We start from the raw sequence: 18,466 nt of genomic DNA on the forward strand, positions 1-18,466 counted from the left end.
AGTATGACCGGGCACGTGAATCGCGTGTATTTGGTCTGGGACGTCGTCTGATTCGCGATCGTTGAAGGAACTCACAGTCCGTACTGGCGGAACGGATAGACGACGACTGATGGTGGCGTTTTGGTGGTTAGATGGATGGCTTCCCGAGGAAATTCCGGACTATTCGCCGTTCAGCGCGATGAAGCGTTCCACTCGCTGCTCCTTTCGAAACACCGAGCATCGCTGCGAGATCAGTGAGTGTACACTGGCGAGGGCTCTCATAATACCCTTGCTCCACCGCTTTGAGAACGAACTCTCGCTGACGGTCGGTCAACAACGCTGTTGGATCGGTCGAGGATTTGATCGAATTCACTTCGTAAGTGACCCCCGCTGACTCGAAGGCGTCCTTTAGCTGTGATAAACGCTCCTGCGAAGTGGTCAGGTCCGCTATCGCCCATCCGTTTCGAATGGAGAGCGGTAACGGCACGAAGTTTCCTGACTCGAATATGGCACGATGTGGTGGAGGAACGAACGGAAGCTCGTATCGAAGAACCGTTCGCATCGAATCGGAGTGGAGGATTTCGTACCCGGACTGGAGATTCTCCTCTTCCGCAAGGATCTGGTTGACAGCTGTGTCATCAGCGGATTGAATATCGAGGATGATGAGTAGGCCCGTCTCGGTCGGGAGGTGGGCTACGATCCGAAACTCCGTGTCCGGGTGGTCGGACGAAACCGCCCCTACCCCACCTTCTACTTCAAATCTGAATCGTGCTCTCGGCATAGTTCCCCTTGCTTCGTCTCCTCTATCCGTGCATACCTAAACATGTTTATGGCGATCGCCAAGATACCAGAATACGTACTCTGTCTCGTAATGGCGCGAAGCAGAACCGGTGAACCTGAGGTCGACGTTGGACAGTTACTACGAACTGGGAGGAGAGTACTATGAGACAACAACGTGTCCTCGTTGTTGGAGCCACAGGTAATCAGGGTGGAGCGGTTGTCGACCACTTACTGTCCGGCGATTACGGTGAATTCGATGTCCACGCTTTGACGCGTAATCCACAGGGCGAGCGTGCACAGCGACTCGCTGATCGGGGAGCAACCATCGTCACGGGTGACTTGCTTGACAAAGATGACCTCGGCTCGGCAATCGAGGGCGTTGATGCCGTGTATCTCGTCACGACGCCCGACGGCGGCCCCGATGCTGAAACCGAGAAGGGGAGAAACATGGTCGATGTCGCCGCGGATGCCGACATCGAGCACTTCGTCTTCAGCTCGGTTTGTGGAGTCGAACGTGGGATCGGTATTGCGTTCTTCGACCCGAAATACGCGATCGAACAACGAATCGAAGAGCTGGGTCTTCCGACAACGATTATTCGACCGGTCGCACTCATGCAGACGTTCGAAGCGCAGCGTCGGGCGGTTCTCGGAGGAACGTTCACGCTGCCGCTCGCGGAAGGTACTCCGCTACAAATGGTTGATACCGGCGACATCGGCGCACTTACCGCCACCGCGATGGCGGCACCGGAAGCGTACATTGGTGAAACGTTCAGCGTCGCTGGTGACGAACATACCCTTGAGAGTGCAGCAGCAACACTCACAGACGTTACTGGGATCGAAACAAGCGCCAATCATCTGTCAATAGCGGCTGCTCGAGACCAGATCGGAGACGGACCGGCACAGATCTACGACTGGATCAACAAAGAGGGATTTGATGTCGATATCAAAGCGCTTGAAAGCGATCTACCAATCGAACTCACCGACTTCGAGTCGTATCTCTACAATCATGGTTGGGGTTCGCTCGGAGAGGAAAGCGGTAACTGACAATCCCGGAATGTGAACTCAACCACGTCTAGTTTCTATCGCTCCTTTCCCTCACGTTCGATTCGACGTCCCACAGGGGCTCCCTCTTCTGGTGAGTGACGGCGAAATCGAATTGACGGGGATATCGTCCTCGCCATATTCCACCGGGAGTGATTTGGTCAGGTTGATCAACGCTGCTTTCGTTGCACTGCCTACGGTTTAGTTCGAACTCGCTGGAGAAACCCTCTCGTTGCCCGTTTAGACACGAGATCTTTACCCATCTCGTCGAGTAGAGTCACATATGAGTTCACCAGAGGACGGCGGGCACCCACCACCGGAGACGTACGAGGAACTGATGAGCGCAACCTATCGAGCCCTCTGCCGACATGGATATGCTGACTTGACCCTTCGAAAAGTCGCCGCCGAATCCGACAGGAGTCGGGCCCTTATCCACTATCACTACGACTCGAAGAACCATCTCGTGGTTTCCCTTCTCGAATATCTCTTCGAGACGTTCAGCGCACGACTCAACGATCTCGCGGGGGCCCCGCCAGACGACCGTCTCGATGCACTCCTCGACTGGGTTGCGTATGGGCCGCGAATCGCCGGGCAAAGCGGACAGGACTATCATACCGCGATATACGAACTACGGGCGCAAGCACCCTACAACGAGCAACTCCGAACACAACTCTACTCCAATTACGTTTCCATCCAGCAGATGTGTATCGAGATCATCCGAGATGGGATCGAACAGGAACTGTTCAAGACCGTCGATCCTGAAGAATTCACCGCAATAGTTTTCCACGCGATCAGTAGTGCGCGCAACGTCGACCTTATGCATGAGACGGGGAATGCGCTCGACACCGTACTCGATGGCCTCGACCGATACCTCTTTTCGCAACTCTACGTCGATTCCGTCCGAGAATAAATACACTCTGTTTCTGGACGTAGAGAGCCCGAGGATGCCGTGTCGATATGACTGGCCAACCGGCCAGCTTTAAGTAGTAGCCCGGAATATGGGAGATAGCGCTTGGAGGCGCACACGATCCATCATGACAAGAATCGACACGGACCAGGATTCGGTTACGCTGATCAACGTGTTCACCGTTGATCCTGACAACCAAGACCAGTTACTCGACCGTCTCATCGAAGCGACCGAAGAGACGATGCAGGACGTTCCGGGTTTCGTCTCGGCGAACTTTCACAAGAGCCTTGATGGCGAACGCGTCGTCAACTATGGTCAGTGGGAGAGTCGGGCGGCGTACGAGGCGATGAGCGATAATCCCGAAGCGGCCAAGCACATGGGGAGTGCAGCGGAACTCGTTACCGATTTCGACGCACACCTCTACGAAGTCGAACACATCCACGAGACGACCGAATGAAGGTCACGGTCGTTCCGCCGTTCGACTTCGCGCAATCACTCGAATCCCTCAACGGGTTCGCTCCCTGTGCGGGCGATCATTACTGCGAACGCGAGCGATTAGTAACGGGCGGATTCGTGGAAGAGCTGCCGTTCGTTGCGCACGTCACCGCTCAGAATGGTGAACCCGAGCGTCTTTCCGTTGATGTGCGTTGGATCGACGATCCCGGCGAGGAAGCCGCAGTGGCCGAGTGGCTCTCGGCGTTCCTGTCGCTCGACGATGACCTGACCGCACTGTACGAAGCTGCTCGTGACGACCCGCCATTCGAGCGTATCGTACAGGGTCTTCGCGGTTTCCACCACGTTCGATTCCCGACGCCGTTCGAGGCCGCTTGCTGGGCAGCACTATCCCAGCGAACGCCGATGAGCCTCGCAAAACAGCAAAAACAGGCACTCGTCGAGGTGTGTGGCCGGATCGTCGAGGATGGAGACCAAGAAATATCGCTGTTTCCGACTCCCAGAATGGTCCGGGCAGCCGAGCCAGCCGTCCGCGAGACGATCGGTAACGAGCGGAAGGCGAAAACGCTCCTCGGAGCCACCGAACTATTTGCCGACGAGCCGCTCGGAGAACTTACGGACGAGGTACTCCTCACGCGCCTCGCCGATATTTGGGGTTTCGGTGAGTGGTCGAGTGAATTCGTCTTCCTCCGGGGTTTCGGTCGACTGACGCGAGTTCCATCGACCGAACACCGTCTCCGTAAAGCTGTTGCAGACGTCTATGAGCTCGATGGAGCCGAGGCATCCGACAGCGACCTCGCCCAACTTAGCGAGCGATACGCCCCGATGAAAGGGTACTGGGCCTACTACGTCCGTGCCTGGGCGTTTCGACGAGAAGTAGATACAGCACCAATCGCAAACTGAAAGACGTAATCGAGTCTAGGAGGCAAAGCACTCGCTCAACGCTTACCAATGAGGGGAACACCGCAGGACATCGTTTCCTTCTATGATAGTCTCTGTGAACCTTTCCTGAGAGCTACAGCAACGTTGAAATTTCGCTGAAGGCGTTGGGGGGATGGGTCAGCGACACGGCGTACAGTAATGCTCGTACCCAGTTTCACACCGCGTTGTCGGGCATGAACGGTGACGTTTGAAGCGTTTATCTACGGCAGTGACAACAGACTCCGCCTCCAACGAACGGTCTTCCCATCCCCTTCTTACATTTTCCGCAAGTTTCTGTCCCGCTATTTTGACCGCCTCCGTCGTTCCCTTGGCATGACACCAGGTGCGGATGACAGTCGTGCACGCATAACGATGAGGAACTACCGTGGTATCACTTGTGAACGCTCATCCGGTCAAGCCATGACTTTCGATCCCGGCCGTTCTATATCGTGAGATGAGATTTATCTTGGATGACGCGGATATCACGGCCTCCACAATGTTCGATCAGATCTATTCACTCGAAATTGCAACGAACGGGACGGCCGAACCGCACAAACGGCACCGGTCGGGACCCACCGAGAACGGCCTATCAGGGTACCCAGCCACCGGAATCGTCCGATCCGTCCGAGTCGGTTCGACGCGCCGGTCGGTAGGAGAGCCCCGCTTCCTTCATCAGCCGTCGGCAGCTCGGGCGCGAGTACTCGACGCCGAAGGTCTCGCGGAGGTAGCGCTGCACCAGCGGTGGGCTCCACGCGGAGGCATCGACACCCACCTCCGAAGGGGGCTGCTGAAGGGTCTCCTCGAAGGCTTCGCGCTGGTCGGCGGTGAGCTTCCGCGGACGACCCGAGCGGTCGGCGTCGACGACCGCGTCGGCGAGCGGCCGTGATTCGAGCCGCATGAGCCAGCTGTAGATGGTGCGGCGCTGGACCCCGTACCAGTCGGCGAGTTCGGTCTGACTGACGCCGTTCTTGTAGGCGATCGCCGCAAGAAGGCGCTGTGCGGGTTTCGCTCCGTCGACCTCGTCGAGGGCCGCCTGCAGTTCCTCGACGGAGATCTCGTCGAGATGGTCCATACCGTGAGTGGATCCGGTGAGCGGATAGTTCTAGCGGTCTCCGTGGTAGCGGTGTGGGTGGTCGCGGTATCGGTCGGGAGCAAGCGGTTTATCCGCCCGACCGCGAACCACGAACATGGTCGAGAACGTCATCTGGCCGGCGTACCTGGACGCCGGACGCAGTCGAACCGAGGGTCGGCGGGTGCCCCGAGGCGTCGCGGTACCCGAGCCGACCGTCGACGAGATCGCTCGTGCGGCCGGACAGGTCGGCTACGACACCGTGATCGAACGCGAGAAGACCTACCCGCGCGAGCACACCGCCCGTGGCCGTGTGCTGGTGAAGGACGCCGACGACGACGGGAAGTCGGACCTCCTCCAAGCCGTCGCGGTCTACGTCGCCGCACTCCGGGAATGAAACGCGCAGGCGAGGTGGTCGGCACGGCTCAGGGACTCGCCATCGTCCGGTGTGACGACGAGGGCTACCCGAACATCGGCACCCAGCTCGTCGACCAGAGCCTCTCGACGGTCGGCCAAGTCGTCGACGTGTTCGGGCCGACCGACCGACCGTTTCTGGCGCTGAAGTCGACGAACGCGCCGGCGGGGTTGCTCGGCGAGCGCCTCTACAGCGAGTAGGCTACCACCGCCAGCGGTCCGACTCCTCGACGTCGAAGAGGCTGGGTCCGTCCGCCGTGCTACCTTCGTCGAGGTAGCTCGACCGCCCCGCGAGGACGACGTTCGTGACCGCGCCGAACAGGAGCACGAGACAGCTGTAGTAGAGCCAGACGAGCACGAGGAGGACACCGCCCACGATGCCGTAGGCCGTGTACTGACCCGCGTAGCCCACGTAGATCTGGAAGGCGAACTGGGTCAGCGCCCACCCGATCGCCGACAGCACCGTGCCGGGCAGGACTTCGGTCACCGAGACGTCGACGTCCGGAACGAAGTAGTAGACCGGGAAGAAGACGAACGTGAGCCCGACGACGAGGTAGAGCGGGCTGAGGCGACCGAGAAAGGGGATCGGGAGGTCGGGGACGAACGCGAGCACGCCGCCGGTGAGCACGACGGCCACGACCCCGAAGGCGACGCCCACGAGTACGACGAGAGCGTCACGGAGCTGTTTGGGGAGGGACTTGACGTCGCGGACGCCGTAGACCGCGTCGAACGCGATGTCGAGCCCCCGGAAGAGCTTGAGCGCGCTCCAGAGCAGGGTCGCGAGGCCCAGCACGGACGCGCCGGTCTGGCCCGAGGAGTCGGTGAGGGCGTCCGCGAGCAGTTCGCGTGCGCTCCCGGTGAGCGTCGAGTTGAACAGCGCGGTGATCTGGTCGGCGAACGCCTCGCCGCCGATAACGGACGCCGCGATGAAACTGAGGAGGAACAGCGGGATCATCGAGAGGAAGGCGTAGAACGCGAGGCTCCCCGCCATGAAGGTGAGGTGGTTCTGCGTGACCTCGGCGACCATCGCGCGGGCGATAGTCACCGGGCGGGAGGAACGAAAGCTCATAGGCGTTCGTCCGTCCGGAAACGTGCGGAATCAACCTAATGGTTCGGTTTTCGACGTCGTTTTGTGACCTCCCGTCCAGGGCGGTCGACCCCGGTTCGAACGTGGTGGGTGACCGACGGGTCGCTCGCACGAGTCACCGAACGAAACCCCGAAGACGGCGGCGGGGGTGGTGGAGGTATGGACCAGCGCACGCGGGTGTACGCGGCGGGTGCGATGGCGGTCGCGGTCTTCGTGCTGATCCAGCTCGGGGCGGTAGCGCTGGTCGGCCCCTTCGAGCGCGCGGGCTACCAGGCCGTCGAGAATCCGACGGACCCCGCGAACAGCGCGGTCTACATCGGTGCGATCCTCGTCGCCACCGCCGCGATGCTCGCGGTGATCAAACTCGACATCCAGTGGCTCCTCCGGGGGTTCGTGGTGTTTTCCAGTGGACTGGTCTCGCTCTACGTCTTCTCGGTGCTCGCACCGCCCGTCTCGACGAGCCTCGCGGGCGTGACGTTCAACCCGCTCGCGGTCGGCGGGGCGGTCGTCCTCGCGGTCGCGCTGCTCGCCTACCCCGAGTGGTACGTCATCGACGCCGCCGGGGTGGTGATGGGCGCGGGCGCGGCGGGCATCTTCGGTATCAGTTTCGGCCTCCTGCCCGCGATACTCCTGCTGGTCGCCCTCGCGGTCTACGACGCGATCTCGGTCTACGGCACCGAACACATGCTGACGCTCGCCGACGGCGTGATGGACCTCAAACTCCCCGTGGTGCTCGTGATCCCACTCACGCTCTCGTACTCGTTCCTCGCCGACTCGCCGACGGCGAACGCGGACGAGAGCGTCGAAGCCGACGGCGGGGAAGGCGAGGAGGGCGAAACGGACGAGACGACTACGGCGGGAGCCGGCGACCGGGACGTGTTCTTCGTGGGGCTCGGTGACGCGGTGATGCCGGGCGTGCTGGTGGCGAGCGCCGCGTTCTTCGCGCCCGCTCGCCCCCTGATACCGGGCTTCGCGCTCTCGCTCCCCGCGCTCACCGCGATGGTCGGCACGGTCTGCGGCCTCGTGGTCCTCCTTCGGCTGGTGATGAAGGGGCGCGCCCACGCCGGGCTGCCGTTGCTCAACGGCGGGGCGATCGCCGGCTACCTCGTGGGCGCGGTCGCCTCGGGGATCCCGGTCGTGACCGCGCTCGGACTCGGGCCGTACCTCTGAACCCGGCGAGTCCCGACCGCGACCCTATGGGACTCGAAACGTTCGGAGACCCATGAACAGCATCGAGACAAACGATAGCACGCCGACCGACGAGCACACCCGGCCGAGCCTGTCGCGCTCGACGGTCGCGACCGGTCTGGAGGCCGGGGCGTTCGCCACGGTGGTGATGACGGTCTTTCGCGAGCCAACCGCGCGCGCCCTGCCACCGACCGCGGAACTGCTCGCGCGGTGGCTGGGCGGCGACGCCGACGACTACCACCTGCACTCGCTGGGGCTGCATCTGGTCTACGGGGCCATCGCCGGCGGGCTGTTCGCACCGATACTCGCCGTGATAGACGCCGACCGAACCCACCCGGAGGCGGTCGGACTCGTCGTCGGCGGCGTCTATGGCCTCGTCCTCTCGGTCTTCGGCGAGGCGGTCGTCCTCCAGCGCTATCTCGACATGGACCTCGCGACCGACGAGTCGGCGGTGTTCCACGCCGGCCACCTCATCTACGGGCTGGCGCTCGGCGCGTGGCTCGGGTCGCGGGCCTGAATCGGGCGAGATTTCGGCCCGCCGAAAGATCGGAACGGCTATGTTTTGTTAGGCGAGCCTAATTCGTATGTCACGCGACGCTACCGATGGCTCGACGCGCCGCCGGTTCCTCAGAACCGGTGTTGGGGTCGGTCTCGCTGGGTTGTTCGCCGGCTGTTCGAGCGGAAACGACGCGGGGAGCAACGGGTCCAACGAAACGGGCGGTGGGGCCGGCCCGTCGAGCGCGACGGCGGGGTCCGGCGGATCGACCGCTGGCGGTTCGACGGACGGGGCCACGAACCAAGGTGGAGCCACCGAGAACGGCGGGACGACGACTGGAGAGTCGTACTCGGTCTCGATGGCACCGGTCGGGAGCGTCACGTTCGACTCCGTTCCCCAGACGTGGGTTCCGTTCACCGGCGACTACGCCGACATGGGCGTCGCGCTCGGCCAGTCGGACGGCCTCTCGGCGATCGGCGTCGCCGCCCGGTACGGCGCGTTCTACTACGACGACCTCCCGGGGGTCTCGGTCGATACGAGCAGCCTCACCGAACTCTACCAGGGTGACAGCGTCGGCAAGGAGGTCTTCTACGAACTTGACGCCGACGTCCACGTCGTCGACCCCAACTTCATGGTCAACAGGCTGAGCTGGAGCCAGGGCGACGTCACGGAGATAACGAACCAGGTCGCGCCCTTCTTCGGCAACACCACCTTCACGCAGGTCTACGACTGGCACGACTACCGCTACTACACGATGGAGGAGCTGTTGGGGAAGCTCGGTGCGGTGTTCGACCAGCGCGGACGCGCCGAGGCGTTCACCGCGGTGCTCGACGACGTCCACTCGACGGTCGAGAGCGACCTTCCGAACCAGACCCCCTCGATCGCGCTGCTCTACCCCGCCGACGTCCCGCCGGAGTCGTTCTACCCCTACCTCGTGGGCGAGGGGACGACCTCGAAGCAGTGGCGGACCCTCGGCGTCGAGGACGCGCTGGCGGCGAACGACGTGGCCGACGCCCAGGCGGGCGGGAGCGCGATCGACTTCGAGACGCTGCTCGAGGTCGACCCGGACGTGCTCGCGGTACGCCTGCAGGGCGAGATCACCGACCAGTACTTCCAGGAGAACATCGTCACGCCCCTCGAAAACCACGAGGTGGCCTCCCAGCTCAGCGCGGTCCAGAACGGTCGAGTGATCTACGCCGGGCTGACCTACCAGGGTCCGATCATCTACCTCCATCAGCTCGAACGCGCGGCCCAGGGCGTCTACCCCGACGCGTTCGGCGGCAGTCAGCTCTTCGACCGCCAGCGCGTCGCGAACATCGTGACCGGGGACGGATGACCGATCTCGATGTGGTGGTGGTCGGCGGCGGTCCCACCGGCTGTTCGGCGGGCGTGTTCACCGCACGGTACGGGCTGCGGACGACGATATTCGACCGCGGCGCAGCCGCGCTCCCGCGGTGTGCCTACCTCGAAAACTACCCTGGATTTCCCGCCGGGATCGACGTCGAGACCTTCTCCCGACTGCTCCACGCCCAGGCTGAAGAGGCGGGCTGTTCGGTCGTCCCCGAGATGGTCGAGTCCGTCGAACGCGATGGGGACGGGTTCGCGGTCGAGACGAGCGAGGGCCGACAGATCACAGCGACATACGTCGTGGCCGCCACGTGGTACGACGGGTCGTTCCTCCGACCGCTCGGCGGCGACGAGATGTTCGAAACTCACGACCACGGCGGTGAGACCCACGAACACTTCGACCCGGACTACGCGGACGACGACGGTCGCACGCCGGTGGATGGCCTCTACGTCGCGGCACCGGCGGGCGAACGGACCGTCCAGGCGGTGATCGCAGCGGGCAACGGCGCGCACGTCGCCCGGAGCCTGCTCTTCGACCACCGGTGTGCCGAAGGCTACCCCGAGGGCGTCGCGGCCCACTACGACTGGCTCCGCGGTGACGCGGACTTCACCGGCGAGTGGGCCGAGCGCGACCGCTGGCGCGAGTGGTTCGCGAGCGAGGTCGAGGTCGACCCCGCGGACGACGACCGGGTGCGCGAGCGCAGGGAGCAGTACATCGACGACGCGTTCGAGACCTACGTCCCGCCCGAGGAGGCCGAGCAGCGAGCCGAGCGGGGCGTGCGCCGGCTGGTCGACGTCGTCGGCCCCGAACGGGTGCTCGACGCGCTCGACGACGACGCGATCCGCGAGTATCTGGACGGGAACTGAGTTATTCGCCGGTGAGGGCCTGGCTGCCCGGCGCGAACGCGAGCTCGGTGCCGAGGCCCTCCTCACGGGCCTTCTCGTAGACCAGATAGCCCGCCGCGACGGTCTCGATCCCGGTGCCACCCGAATCGAAGACCGTTATCTCGTCGTCGGACTCACGGCCGGGAGCCTCGCCCGCGACGACCGCGCCGAGTTCGGCGTGAATATCGTCCTCGGTCACGACGCCCTCCTCGACGGCGTTGATGAACGAGCCGGCGTCGTTCATGACCCGCTCACGGAGGTCGGGGACGTACTTCGCGCGCTCGATGGTGGTCGCGTCGAGTTCGTGCTTTTCGGGGTGATACTGGCCCATCGCGGTGACGTGTGCGCCGTCCTCGAGGAGTTCGCCGTCGAAGACCGGTTCAGACGCACTCGTCGCGGTGACCACCACGTCCGCACCTTCGACCGCGGCGTCGCTCGACGCCACGGCCGCCACTGCGGGGTCGAGCTGTTCGTTCATCTCGGCGGCGAATTTCTCCCGGTTCTCCGCGGTCGGCGAGTAGACGTTCACCGTCTCGAAGCTCCGAACGGTCGCACAGGCCCGGAGCTGACCGCGGGCCTGGGCACCGCTCCCGATGACCGCGAGCGTCGTCGCGTCCGTTCGCGCGAGCGCGTCGACGCCGACCGCGCCCGCCGCGCCGGTCTTGAACGGGTTGATGCTCGCGCCGTCGAGCAGGGCGATCAGGGCCCCCGACTCGGCGTCGAACACCGGCTGGACGAACTGGGCGTCGCGGTTGCCGAAGCCCGCGGCGTACATGTAACCGCCCATCGCGCCCGTCTCGGGCAGGATGGCGGTGTAGTCCGTGAGCATCCCTGGAGGATCCGCGTTCGTGAGCTTCGTCCGCGGCGCGGCGGGCGCGCCCTCGCCGCGCTGGCGGTAGCCCTCGCGCACCGCCCGGACGTACTCCTCGGGCGTCGCGAGCCCCGCACACTCCTCGCTGGTCAGAAACAGCGTTCCGTCGTCGGTCATACGGACACAAGGGCGAGCGAGGCTTTATGAGTGGTGGCTCAAGTCACCCCGTCGCTTCGGATTCGAGGAAGCCGCGAAGCGCGTGACACAGCCGCGACCGCCCCGCCGGGCCGAGGAAGTGCCGTTCGTCGGGAAGGGTGAGGACCTCCCGGCACTCCAGGAAGGTCGTCCGGATGCGGGGGCCGATCGTTCGAGCCGGGAAGAACGGGTCGTCGGCCGCGACCACGCCGAACACGGGTACCCCGACGGTTCGAAGCGCGTCGCGCGTCGGGCCGGGGAATCCGGTCATGAGGTCGGCGGTTCGGAGCGCGGCCGCGATGGTGTCGCGGACGACGGGCGGGAACGACCCCGGTGGTTCGGTCGCCAGCGATCCGAGCGCGCGGTCGAGCAGCCAGGGCTGCGGGAGGTAGCGGTAGGCGAGCGACGGGACCCCGACCCTCGCCAGCCCGGCCGGGGGGCCGACACCGAAGCCCGCCGGAACGACCAGCGAGACCGATTCGAACCGGTCGGGGGCGCGGACGAGGGCTTCGAGGAGCACCCCCGAACCGTGGGAGAGACCGACCGCCGGAACCGCCTCGACCCCGAGCCCATCGAGGAGCGCCACGAGCCACCGGCCGTAGTCCGCCGTTCGGGCCGTCGTCTTTCCCGGCTGTCCGGGCGTGTCGGGCGCGAGCAGCCGGTACTCGTCCGCGAGCGCCTCGACCCACGCGAGCGTGACCGGGGTCGTGACGTTCCCGCCCTGGAGGACGAGCAGCGGTTTCGCGTCGGGGTCACCGGCGAGCAGCAGGTGGGTCTCGCCCACGGCGGTCTCGATTCGCCGCTCCTCCACCGGGCCGTCGAGGAGTTCCGCGACGGCTCGGTCGTAGAGTGGTTCGAACGGTGTAGCGGTCATACGGTCCTCTCCGTCGGGAACGTGCTTGAGTCGAGCCGTGACCGAAACGCGTTGTAAAAGCAGTAGTCAGCAGAGAAGTCGAAGAGAGGGAGAAATTATTCGGCCGAGTTGAGCGAGCCGCCGTTGGGCTGCGGGGCGGGCTGGGTGTCGGCACCCGGCGAGCGAACGAAGAGGCCGTGACCGATGAGCGCGACCGCGACGGCCGCCGCGAGCGGGACGGCGAGCGTGAGTGAAACGCCGAAGGCGACGAGGAGGGTGGTGATACCGCCGAGCGCGAGCGGAATGAGTCCGAGGATGTAGTCGTAGTACTGAGCCATTATACTCAATGATACGGAGGTGCGTCACATAAGTGTTTCCCATAGGTGGTTCGTGAGCGAGAGGTACGAATTGCTGAGATCACATGGAGGTTTTCTATAAGTTATGGGTTAGAGATCGTCGACGTGAATCGCTGAGGACCGAACGGTGACAACGGGGGACGGGGTCTCAGGAACGACCGGCGAGCGCGGCGACGGCGACGCGCCACGGGACCAGGAGGACGAGCCCGACGCCGAGCGAGACGAGGACGAACGCGAGCGCGAAGTCCCCATGGAAGAGGGCGGTCGCGCGGAGCGCCTGGCCGACGAGCGCCGCGCCGACCCACGCGAGGGCCGTGCGGACGGCGGCCGAGCGGGGGACGCGGTACACGGCGGGCGTGTAGACACCTGCGAGCACGGATGCGACGACCCAGCCGATGACGAACGGGAGCGCGGTACCGACGATCCGGCCGGGCTGGGCGGTGAGGCTGTAGCCGTGCTGGAGTTCGCCCGCGACGACGAACAGGCCGATCAGGACGATGTCACCGACCGCGAGCCCGAGGGTCGTCCCCGAGACGTCGATGCGGCCTCCGAGGGAACCGACGGCGTTGCTCATGGGTCGGTCGAGGGGCGCGAGCGGCATGTAAGACTCGTTTTCGCGCTCAGCGCTTGACGCCGGCGACGGTGAAGCCGAAGCCGCGAACCGGGATCGCGGCGTCGAGCCCGACGCGTTCGACCGCGAACGCGAGCTCGTCGGGGGTGAAGAACTCGGAGTCGAAGCCGACGAGGCGTTCGCCCGTCGCGAGCAGGAGCCCGGGGACGGTCGAGCGGTCGAACTCGCGACAGACGAGCACCCCGCCCGGCCGGAGGACGCGTTCGGCCTCCGCGAGCGCGCCCGTTTGGTCGGCGACGTGATGGAGCGCGTCCACGATGAGCACCGCGTCGACGCTGGCGTCGGCGACGGGGAGTCGTGCCGCGTCCCCGAGCACACAGCCCAGTCCCCGTCGGCGCGCCTCGGCGAGCATCCCGGGGGCGGCGTCGACCACGACCCGTTCCGGGACCCCGAGCGCGCGCACCGCTCGGCCCGTCCCGCCGCCGACGTCGAGCACGCGGTGGAGCTCGCGGTCGGCGAGCACGAGCCCCGCCCGTATCGGACCGACGTCGCTCGCGGGCATGAGTCGCTCGTAGTGGCGCGCGAACCGGTCGAATCGCGCGACGTCGCCCGGCGGCTGCATGACGCTCACTCGCACCGGCCGCCGCTTAAGTCGTGCGGCGAAGGAGGGATGGCGCTCGCGCCGAAGGAAACGTATGGAGTACGCGTTCTGCGGCTGGCCCGAGGACGGGCCGACGCTCGACCTCGATTACCGGCAGTTCGCGTACGCCGGCAAGTTCGTGATGTCCTCGACCGGGAAGGCGGTCGCGCGCGAGGGGGACGAGGTCCTCGGCGCGGTCGCGTTCAACGAGGACCGCACCGATCCGAGCACCCTCTGGCTCCGGTACATCACCGTTCGAACCGACCGTCGTGGTGAGGGGTTGGGGGCGCGCCTCGCGGCGTTCGCCGCCGAGCGGGCGCTTACCCATGGGTACGGCCGCCTCCGGATCGCGGTCAACAACCCGTTCGCCTACGAGGCGCTCCACAAGGCCGGTTTCGGCTACACCGGCCGGGAGACCGGCCTCGCCGAACTCGTGCTCGAACGTCCGAGCGAGCGCTCGCGCGCGGCTTACCAGTCGGGACTCGACGTCTACCGCGCCCGCGACCTCTCGGCGGACGAAAGCGAGTTTCTGGCGTCGCGAGTCGACCGGGATCCGCCGGCACGGCTCGATCCACCGACGGAGGAACGCGGTTCGTCGTCGGAGGGGAGTGCAACAGGGTTAACATCCGGTGGCGAGGTCGGGCTAACGATGGTCGAAAACAGGACCGCTATCGTCACGGGGTCGAGCAGAGGGATCGGGAAAGAGGTCGCAGAGACGCTCGCCGCGGACGGCGCGAACGTCGTGGTCTGTTCGCGCTCGGTCGAGGACTCGGAGGCAGTCGCCGAGGGGATCGAGGCGGACGGCGGGTCGGCGCTCGCGGTGGAAGTCGACGTGAGCCAGAAGGAGTCGGTCGAACGGCTGGTCGAGCGGACCGTCGAGGAGTTCGGCCGAGTAGACGTCCTCGTGAACAACGCGGGGATCAACATTCGCGGGCCGGCCGAGGAGATCACGCCCGAGGACTGGCAGCAGGTGATGGACGTGAACCTCACTGGCCCCTTCTACTGCGCCCAGGCCGTCGGCAAGCGGATGATCGAGCAGGGCGACGGCGGCGACATCGTGAACATCTCGAGCATGATGGGCGAGATGGGCCAGCAGGATAGAACGCCCTACAACACCTCGAAGGGCGGCGTCAACAACCTCACGCGGTGTCTCGCCGTCGAGTGGGCCGAACACGACATCTACGTCAACGCGCTCGCGCCGGGCTACATCATGACCGATATGGCAGCGGAGGCCCAGGAGGAGGCCGACTTCACCGAACAGGACGTCCGAGACCGGACGCCGCTGGACCGGTTCGGCACCCCAGAAGAGGTCGCGAACTGCGTCTCGTTCCTCGCCTCCCACGACCACTACATGACCGGGGAAGTGCTCCACGCCGACGGCGGCTGGACCGCGTTCGGCTGGGGCGCGAAGGACCGGTAAGGCGAGCCGATTTCTGCGGCGGGCGACAGTTTCATTCGCGACCGCGCCGAGTGCCGATCGATGGACAAAGCGGGGTTCGTGAAGCTCTCGTTCGTCGCGTTCGGGTTGATCCTCGTGAGCTTCGTGATCCTCGGGTTCTCGCGGTTGGTGCTTCCCTATCGGACCGCGCGCGTGCTGGCGGCCCCGACGACGCTCGCAGCCTTCGGGTTGATCTGTTATCTGCTCGTGCGAGCGACCCTCTCGAAGCTCGGGATCGCCGCGATCCGGGAGTGAGACACCGCAAGCCGTTTTGACGCCCGCGGTAAGGGGAGGTATGGACGTGAGAGCCGTCGCCGACCTCTCGCCCGACGAGCGCCGTGCGGTGTTCGAGCGCGACGCGGGGATCGACGACATCGAGGGCGACGTCGCCGAGATCGTCGAGCGGGTTCGCACGGAGGGCGACGTCGCGCTCCGGGAGTTCGCCGAGGAGTTCGACGAGACGACCGTGGGATCGCTCGACGTGACCGACGCGGCCGAGCGCGCGTACGACGAGATCGACGCGGGTCTGCGGGAGGCCATCGAGACGGCGGCCGAGAACATCCGTGAGTTCCACGAGCGCCAGGTCCCCGAGGACTGGCGCGAGGACTTCGATGGCCGAGAACTCGGACGACGGTACCGACCGATAGATCGGGTCGGGGCGTACGTGCCGGGCGGAGCGGCGGCCTACCCCTCCAGCGCGCTGATGACGGTGATTCCAGCGAAGGTCGCGGGCGTCGAGACGGTCGCGGTGGCGACGCCGCCGGCCGACGAGATCAACCCCGCGACGCTCGCGGCGCTCCACGTCGCCGGTGCGGACGAGGTGTATCAAGTCGGCGGTGCGCAGGCGGTGGCGGCGCTGGCGTACGGGACGGAGTCGGTCTCGCGCGTGCAGAAGGTCGTCGGGCCGGGAAATCGATGGGTGACGGCGGCGAAGGCCGCAGTCCGAAACGACTGCGCGATCGACTTCCTCGCGGGGCCGAGCGAGGTTTGTGTGCTGGCTGACGGGACGGCGGATCCGGCGTTCGTGGCGGCGGACCTGATCGCCCAGGCCGAGCACGACGCGAACGCCTCCGCGGTTGCGGTGACAGCCGACGAGGACCTCGCGGAGGCGGTCGCGGCGGCGGTCGAGGCGGGTATCGAGGGCGAGCGGGCGGAGACGATCCGAAAGGCGCTCGAAAGCGACGCCAGCGGGGTGTTCCTCGCGCGTTCGATGCCGGAGGCGGTGTTGTTCTGTGAGGAGTACGCCGCCGAGCACCTCTCGATCCAGGCCGACGAGGACGAGGCGCTGCTCGACCGGATCAGTAGTGCCGGAAGTGCGTTTTTGGGGCCGTATTCGCCCGTCGCGGCGGGCGATTACGCCGCCGGGCCGAACCACGTGCTGCCCACCGGCGGCGGCGCGCGGGTCGCGGGCGGGTTGTCGGTGGAGACGTTCCTGCGGTCGACAACGGTGCAGCGGCTCTCGGCCGACGCGCTCGACGACATCGGGGAGACCGTCGAGACGCTCGCGCGGGCCGAAGGGCTGGATGCCCACGCCGAAAGCGTCGCCATCAGGCTTCGTGAGCATGAATCAGAGATGGAGAACGACGAGCGACTTCGGGAGTGAGGGCTGGTGCGGTTCGGTAGTGCTGTCGGGGCGCGTTCGGTGGTGCGGTCGGAGCGGGTGCGGTCGGCGGTTGGAGCGGTTGGCGCGCGCTCGCGGTCGTGGGCGAACGGCGAGGTTCGAGCGAAGCGAGAACCTCGAATGCGGACGGGGAACGAAGTGACCCGTGAGCCACGGTGAGCGCGCGACCGCGAACACTGTGCGAGGTCTGCGCGAGTACTGCGAGCGCAGGCTCGTCAGAGCTCCGCTCTGACGGTGGATGAGTGGAGTGAGCGCAGCGAACGGAGCGAATCGGTTGGGGAGGCGTGTGGCGGTTGCGGGGCGGAAGCGGAGGGGGAGTCAGTAGTGACTGTACCGCGAGTGAGGCCGGAGGCCGAGCGAGCGGCAGTTTTTAGTCCGCCGGAAGACTCGCTACGCTCGTCTTCCGAGCTGCTCGAAAACGCTTCGCGTTTTCGGCATCGCGAAACGCCTTCGGCGTTTCGAACGACTTCGTTCGCGCTTCGCGCTCACGAAGACAGGTTTTCCTCGTCGCCGTTCGCTCGCCGCCGACTCGCTCAGGCTCCTCGGAAAAAGTGGGGCGTCATGGTTAACTTTCCCCGGCGAATATGAGACGTATGAGCACGGCTGGAACCGCCGACACCGCGACCGAGATCGACGTCTCGACGTCGGCCGCCGAACAGGCACTCGACCTCCTCGAAGGCGAAGGCATGGACACCGACATCGCGGGCCTTCGGTTGTTCGTCCAGCAGGGCGGCTGTGCCGGGCTTTCCTACGGAATGCGCTTCGACGGCGAGCCCGAGGAGGACGACCAGGTCTACGAACACCACGACCTCCGGATCTTCGTCGACCCCGCGAGCATGAACTACATCGGCGGCAGCGTCCTCGACTTCGAGGGCGGCCTCCAGGGCGCGGGCTTTCACGTGGAGAACCCGAACGTCGTGAGCGAGTGCGGCTGCGGCGAGTCGTTCCGGACCTAGGAACCCCCACCTCTCGAACGCCCACCTTTTGCTGCGCTCGGCCGCAAAGCGGCCTCGCTGGCAAAATGTGGATCAAAAGCCTCCTCCTTCCTTCCAGTCAGTCGTCGGCCCGCTCGCTCACTCCGTTCGCTCGCGGTGCAATTCCCTCACTTTCCGCAACCGCCCCGCACAGCACCGCTTCCGCCTCCGCCGAAGCCCTCGGCGCGCTCACTCCGTTCGCGGTGCTCGCTACGCTCGCACTCCCGCCTCGCCCTTCATCCACCAGGAGAGCACTGCTCTCCTGAGCCTCGGCTCGCTCACGCTCGCCGAGACACCAGGCACCGCAACCGCACCGCCCCGCGGCGCTCGCGGGGCGCGCCCCGCTCGCGCACCTCACTCGCTCACGTCGGGGAAGAACTCGTCGAGATCGGGGTCCGAATCAACGAGTCGATACCCATCTTCCGTGGGCTCGGTGACAC

The 18,466-nt window shown here is 65.4% G+C and carries 21 protein-coding genes and 3 pseudogenes; 15 read left to right on the forward strand and 9 right to left on the reverse strand.

The genetic code is table 11. The annotated features are described in order from the left end of the window. Positions 1–127: 127 nt before the first annotated feature. Complete coding sequence (locus D3261_RS16180) at positions 128–760, reverse strand: helix-turn-helix domain-containing protein (protein WP_120074156.1); 633 nt, start codon at positions 758–760, stop codon at positions 128–130. A gap of 161 nt (positions 761–921) precedes the next feature. On the opposite strand from D3261_RS16180, the gene D3261_RS16185 reads away from it, so the two are divergent. After that, positions 922–1,803, forward strand: coding sequence for an NmrA/HSCARG family protein (locus D3261_RS16185; protein ID WP_120074158.1), 882 nt, complete (start codon positions 922–924; stop codon positions 1,801–1,803). 51 nt (positions 1,804–1,854) lie between these two features. On the opposite strand, the pseudogene D3261_RS21070 reads toward D3261_RS16185, so the two are convergent. Beyond that, positions 1,855–1,980: pseudogene (locus D3261_RS21070) on the reverse strand (hypothetical protein); the annotation flags it as partial. A 103-nt stretch (positions 1,981–2,083) separates the two neighbouring features. On the opposite strand from D3261_RS21070, the gene D3261_RS16195 reads away from it, so the two are divergent. The 3 genes from D3261_RS16195 to D3261_RS16205 all read left to right on the forward strand — a co-directional run bounded on the left by D3261_RS16195 (position 2,084) and on the right by D3261_RS16205 (position 4,063). After that, positions 2,084–2,710: a TetR/AcrR family transcriptional regulator gene (locus D3261_RS16195; protein ID WP_120074162.1), complete on the forward strand. Its 627-nt coding sequence runs from the start codon at positions 2,084–2,086 to the stop codon at positions 2,708–2,710. Positions 2,711–2,834: 124 nt separating this feature from the next. Continuing rightward, positions 2,835–3,164 (forward strand): antibiotic biosynthesis monooxygenase, encoded by a 330-nt coding sequence (locus D3261_RS16200; protein ID WP_120074163.1) that lies wholly within the window; start codon positions 2,835–2,837, stop codon positions 3,162–3,164. Then, on the forward strand, positions 3,161–4,063 hold the full coding sequence (locus D3261_RS16205; RefSeq protein ID WP_120074165.1) for a DNA-3-methyladenine glycosylase: 903 nt from the start codon (positions 3,161–3,163) through the stop codon (positions 4,061–4,063). Before D3261_RS16200 ends, D3261_RS16205 begins: the two co-directional genes overlap by 4 nt. A 631-nt stretch (positions 4,064–4,694) precedes the next feature. On the opposite strand, the pseudogene D3261_RS16210 reads toward D3261_RS16205, so the two are convergent. Then, a pseudogene (locus D3261_RS16210) lies at positions 4,695–5,153 on the reverse strand (helix-turn-helix domain-containing protein); the annotation flags it as partial. Positions 5,154–5,268: 115 nt separating this feature from the next. Here D3261_RS16210 and srp19 point away from each other — a divergent pair. After that, positions 5,269–5,547: a signal recognition particle subunit SRP19 gene (gene srp19 / locus D3261_RS16215; protein ID WP_120074167.1), complete on the forward strand. Its 279-nt coding sequence runs from the start codon at positions 5,269–5,271 to the stop codon at positions 5,545–5,547. After that, entirely contained in the window at positions 5,544–5,765 is a 222-nt protein-coding gene (locus D3261_RS16220) for an H/ACA ribonucleoprotein complex subunit GAR1 (RefSeq protein WP_120074169.1), read from the forward strand. Before srp19 ends, D3261_RS16220 begins: the two co-directional genes overlap by 4 nt. Position 5,766: 1 nt before the next feature. Here the strand turns inward: D3261_RS16220 and D3261_RS16225 are convergent, their stop codons facing one another. Further along, complete coding sequence (locus tag D3261_RS16225; protein WP_120074171.1) at positions 5,767–6,633, reverse strand: YihY/virulence factor BrkB family protein; 867 nt, start codon at positions 6,631–6,633, stop codon at positions 5,767–5,769. 177 nt (positions 6,634–6,810) lie between these two features. Here D3261_RS16225 and D3261_RS16230 point away from each other — a divergent pair, with 177 nt between their 5' ends. The 4 genes from D3261_RS16230 to D3261_RS16245 all read left to right on the forward strand — a co-directional run bounded on the left by D3261_RS16230 (position 6,811) and on the right by D3261_RS16245 (position 10,549). Next, positions 6,811–7,821 (forward strand): presenilin family intramembrane aspartyl protease PSH, encoded by a 1,011-nt coding sequence (locus D3261_RS16230; protein ID WP_120074194.1) that lies wholly within the window; start codon positions 6,811–6,813, stop codon positions 7,819–7,821. 52 nt (positions 7,822–7,873) lie between these two features. Next, entirely contained in the window at positions 7,874–8,356 is a 483-nt protein-coding gene (locus tag D3261_RS16235; protein WP_120074173.1) for a hypothetical protein, read from the forward strand. Between the two features lie 67 nt (positions 8,357–8,423). Next, positions 8,424–9,671 (forward strand): ABC transporter substrate-binding protein, encoded by a 1,248-nt coding sequence (locus D3261_RS16240; protein WP_120074174.1) that lies wholly within the window; start codon positions 8,424–8,426, stop codon positions 9,669–9,671. Continuing rightward, positions 9,668–10,549 (forward strand): NAD(P)/FAD-dependent oxidoreductase, encoded by an 882-nt coding sequence (locus D3261_RS16245; RefSeq protein ID WP_120074176.1) that lies wholly within the window; start codon positions 9,668–9,670, stop codon positions 10,547–10,549. The genes D3261_RS16240 and D3261_RS16245 overlap by 4 nt, the downstream gene beginning before the upstream one ends. 1 nt (position 10,550) lies before the next feature. Here D3261_RS16245 and D3261_RS16250 read toward each other — a convergent pair whose 3' ends face one another. The 5 genes from D3261_RS16250 to D3261_RS16270 all read right to left on the reverse strand — a co-directional run bounded on the left by D3261_RS16250 (position 10,551) and on the right by D3261_RS16270 (position 13,975). Beyond that, the gene (locus D3261_RS16250; RefSeq protein ID WP_120074178.1) at positions 10,551–11,555 is read right to left on the reverse strand and encodes an ornithine cyclodeaminase family protein; all 1,005 of its coding nucleotides are present in this window, start codon (positions 11,553–11,555) and stop codon (positions 10,551–10,553) included. A gap of 43 nt (positions 11,556–11,598) precedes the next feature. Beyond that, positions 11,599–12,447 (reverse strand): alpha/beta fold hydrolase, encoded by an 849-nt coding sequence (locus D3261_RS16255; protein ID WP_120074180.1) that lies wholly within the window; start codon positions 12,445–12,447, stop codon positions 11,599–11,601. A gap of 95 nt (positions 12,448–12,542) precedes the next feature. Then, positions 12,543–12,764, reverse strand: coding sequence for a hypothetical protein (locus D3261_RS16260; protein ID WP_120074181.1), 222 nt, complete (start codon positions 12,762–12,764; stop codon positions 12,543–12,545). 166 nt (positions 12,765–12,930) lie between these two features. Next, positions 12,931–13,383, reverse strand: a complete 453-nt coding sequence (locus D3261_RS16265; RefSeq protein WP_120074183.1) for a DUF3054 domain-containing protein — start codon at positions 13,381–13,383, stop codon at positions 12,931–12,933. 19 nt (positions 13,384–13,402) lie between these two features. Further along, positions 13,403–13,975, reverse strand: coding sequence for a class I SAM-dependent methyltransferase (locus D3261_RS16270; protein WP_120074185.1), 573 nt, complete (start codon positions 13,973–13,975; stop codon positions 13,403–13,405). 73 nt (positions 13,976–14,048) lie between these two features. Here D3261_RS16270 and D3261_RS16275 point away from each other — a divergent pair. The 5 genes and pseudogenes from D3261_RS16275 to D3261_RS16295 form a co-directional block, all read left to right on the forward strand. Further along, positions 14,049–14,573, forward strand: a pseudogene (locus D3261_RS16275) (GNAT family N-acetyltransferase); the annotation flags it as partial. A gap of 69 nt (positions 14,574–14,642) precedes the next feature. Further along, positions 14,643–15,413, forward strand: a complete 771-nt coding sequence (locus D3261_RS16280) for an SDR family NAD(P)-dependent oxidoreductase (RefSeq protein WP_120074196.1) — start codon at positions 14,643–14,645, stop codon at positions 15,411–15,413. Between the two features lie 60 nt (positions 15,414–15,473). Then, positions 15,474–15,686: a hypothetical protein gene (locus D3261_RS16285; protein WP_120074187.1), complete on the forward strand. Its 213-nt coding sequence runs from the start codon at positions 15,474–15,476 to the stop codon at positions 15,684–15,686. Between the two features lie 40 nt (positions 15,687–15,726). Then, complete coding sequence (hisD, locus tag D3261_RS16290; RefSeq protein ID WP_120074189.1) at positions 15,727–17,034, forward strand: histidinol dehydrogenase; 1,308 nt, start codon at positions 15,727–15,729, stop codon at positions 17,032–17,034. Positions 17,035–17,636: 602 nt separating this feature from the next. After that, complete coding sequence (locus tag D3261_RS16295) at positions 17,637–18,008, forward strand: HesB/IscA family protein (protein WP_394337586.1); 372 nt, start codon at positions 17,637–17,639, stop codon at positions 18,006–18,008. Positions 18,009–18,466 lie beyond the last annotated feature (458 nt).

The sequence above is a fragment of the Halococcus sp. IIIV-5B genome, from assembly GCF_003602035.1.
Classification (GTDB): Archaea; Halobacteriota; Halobacteria; order Halobacteriales; family Halococcaceae; genus Halococcus; species Halococcus salsus.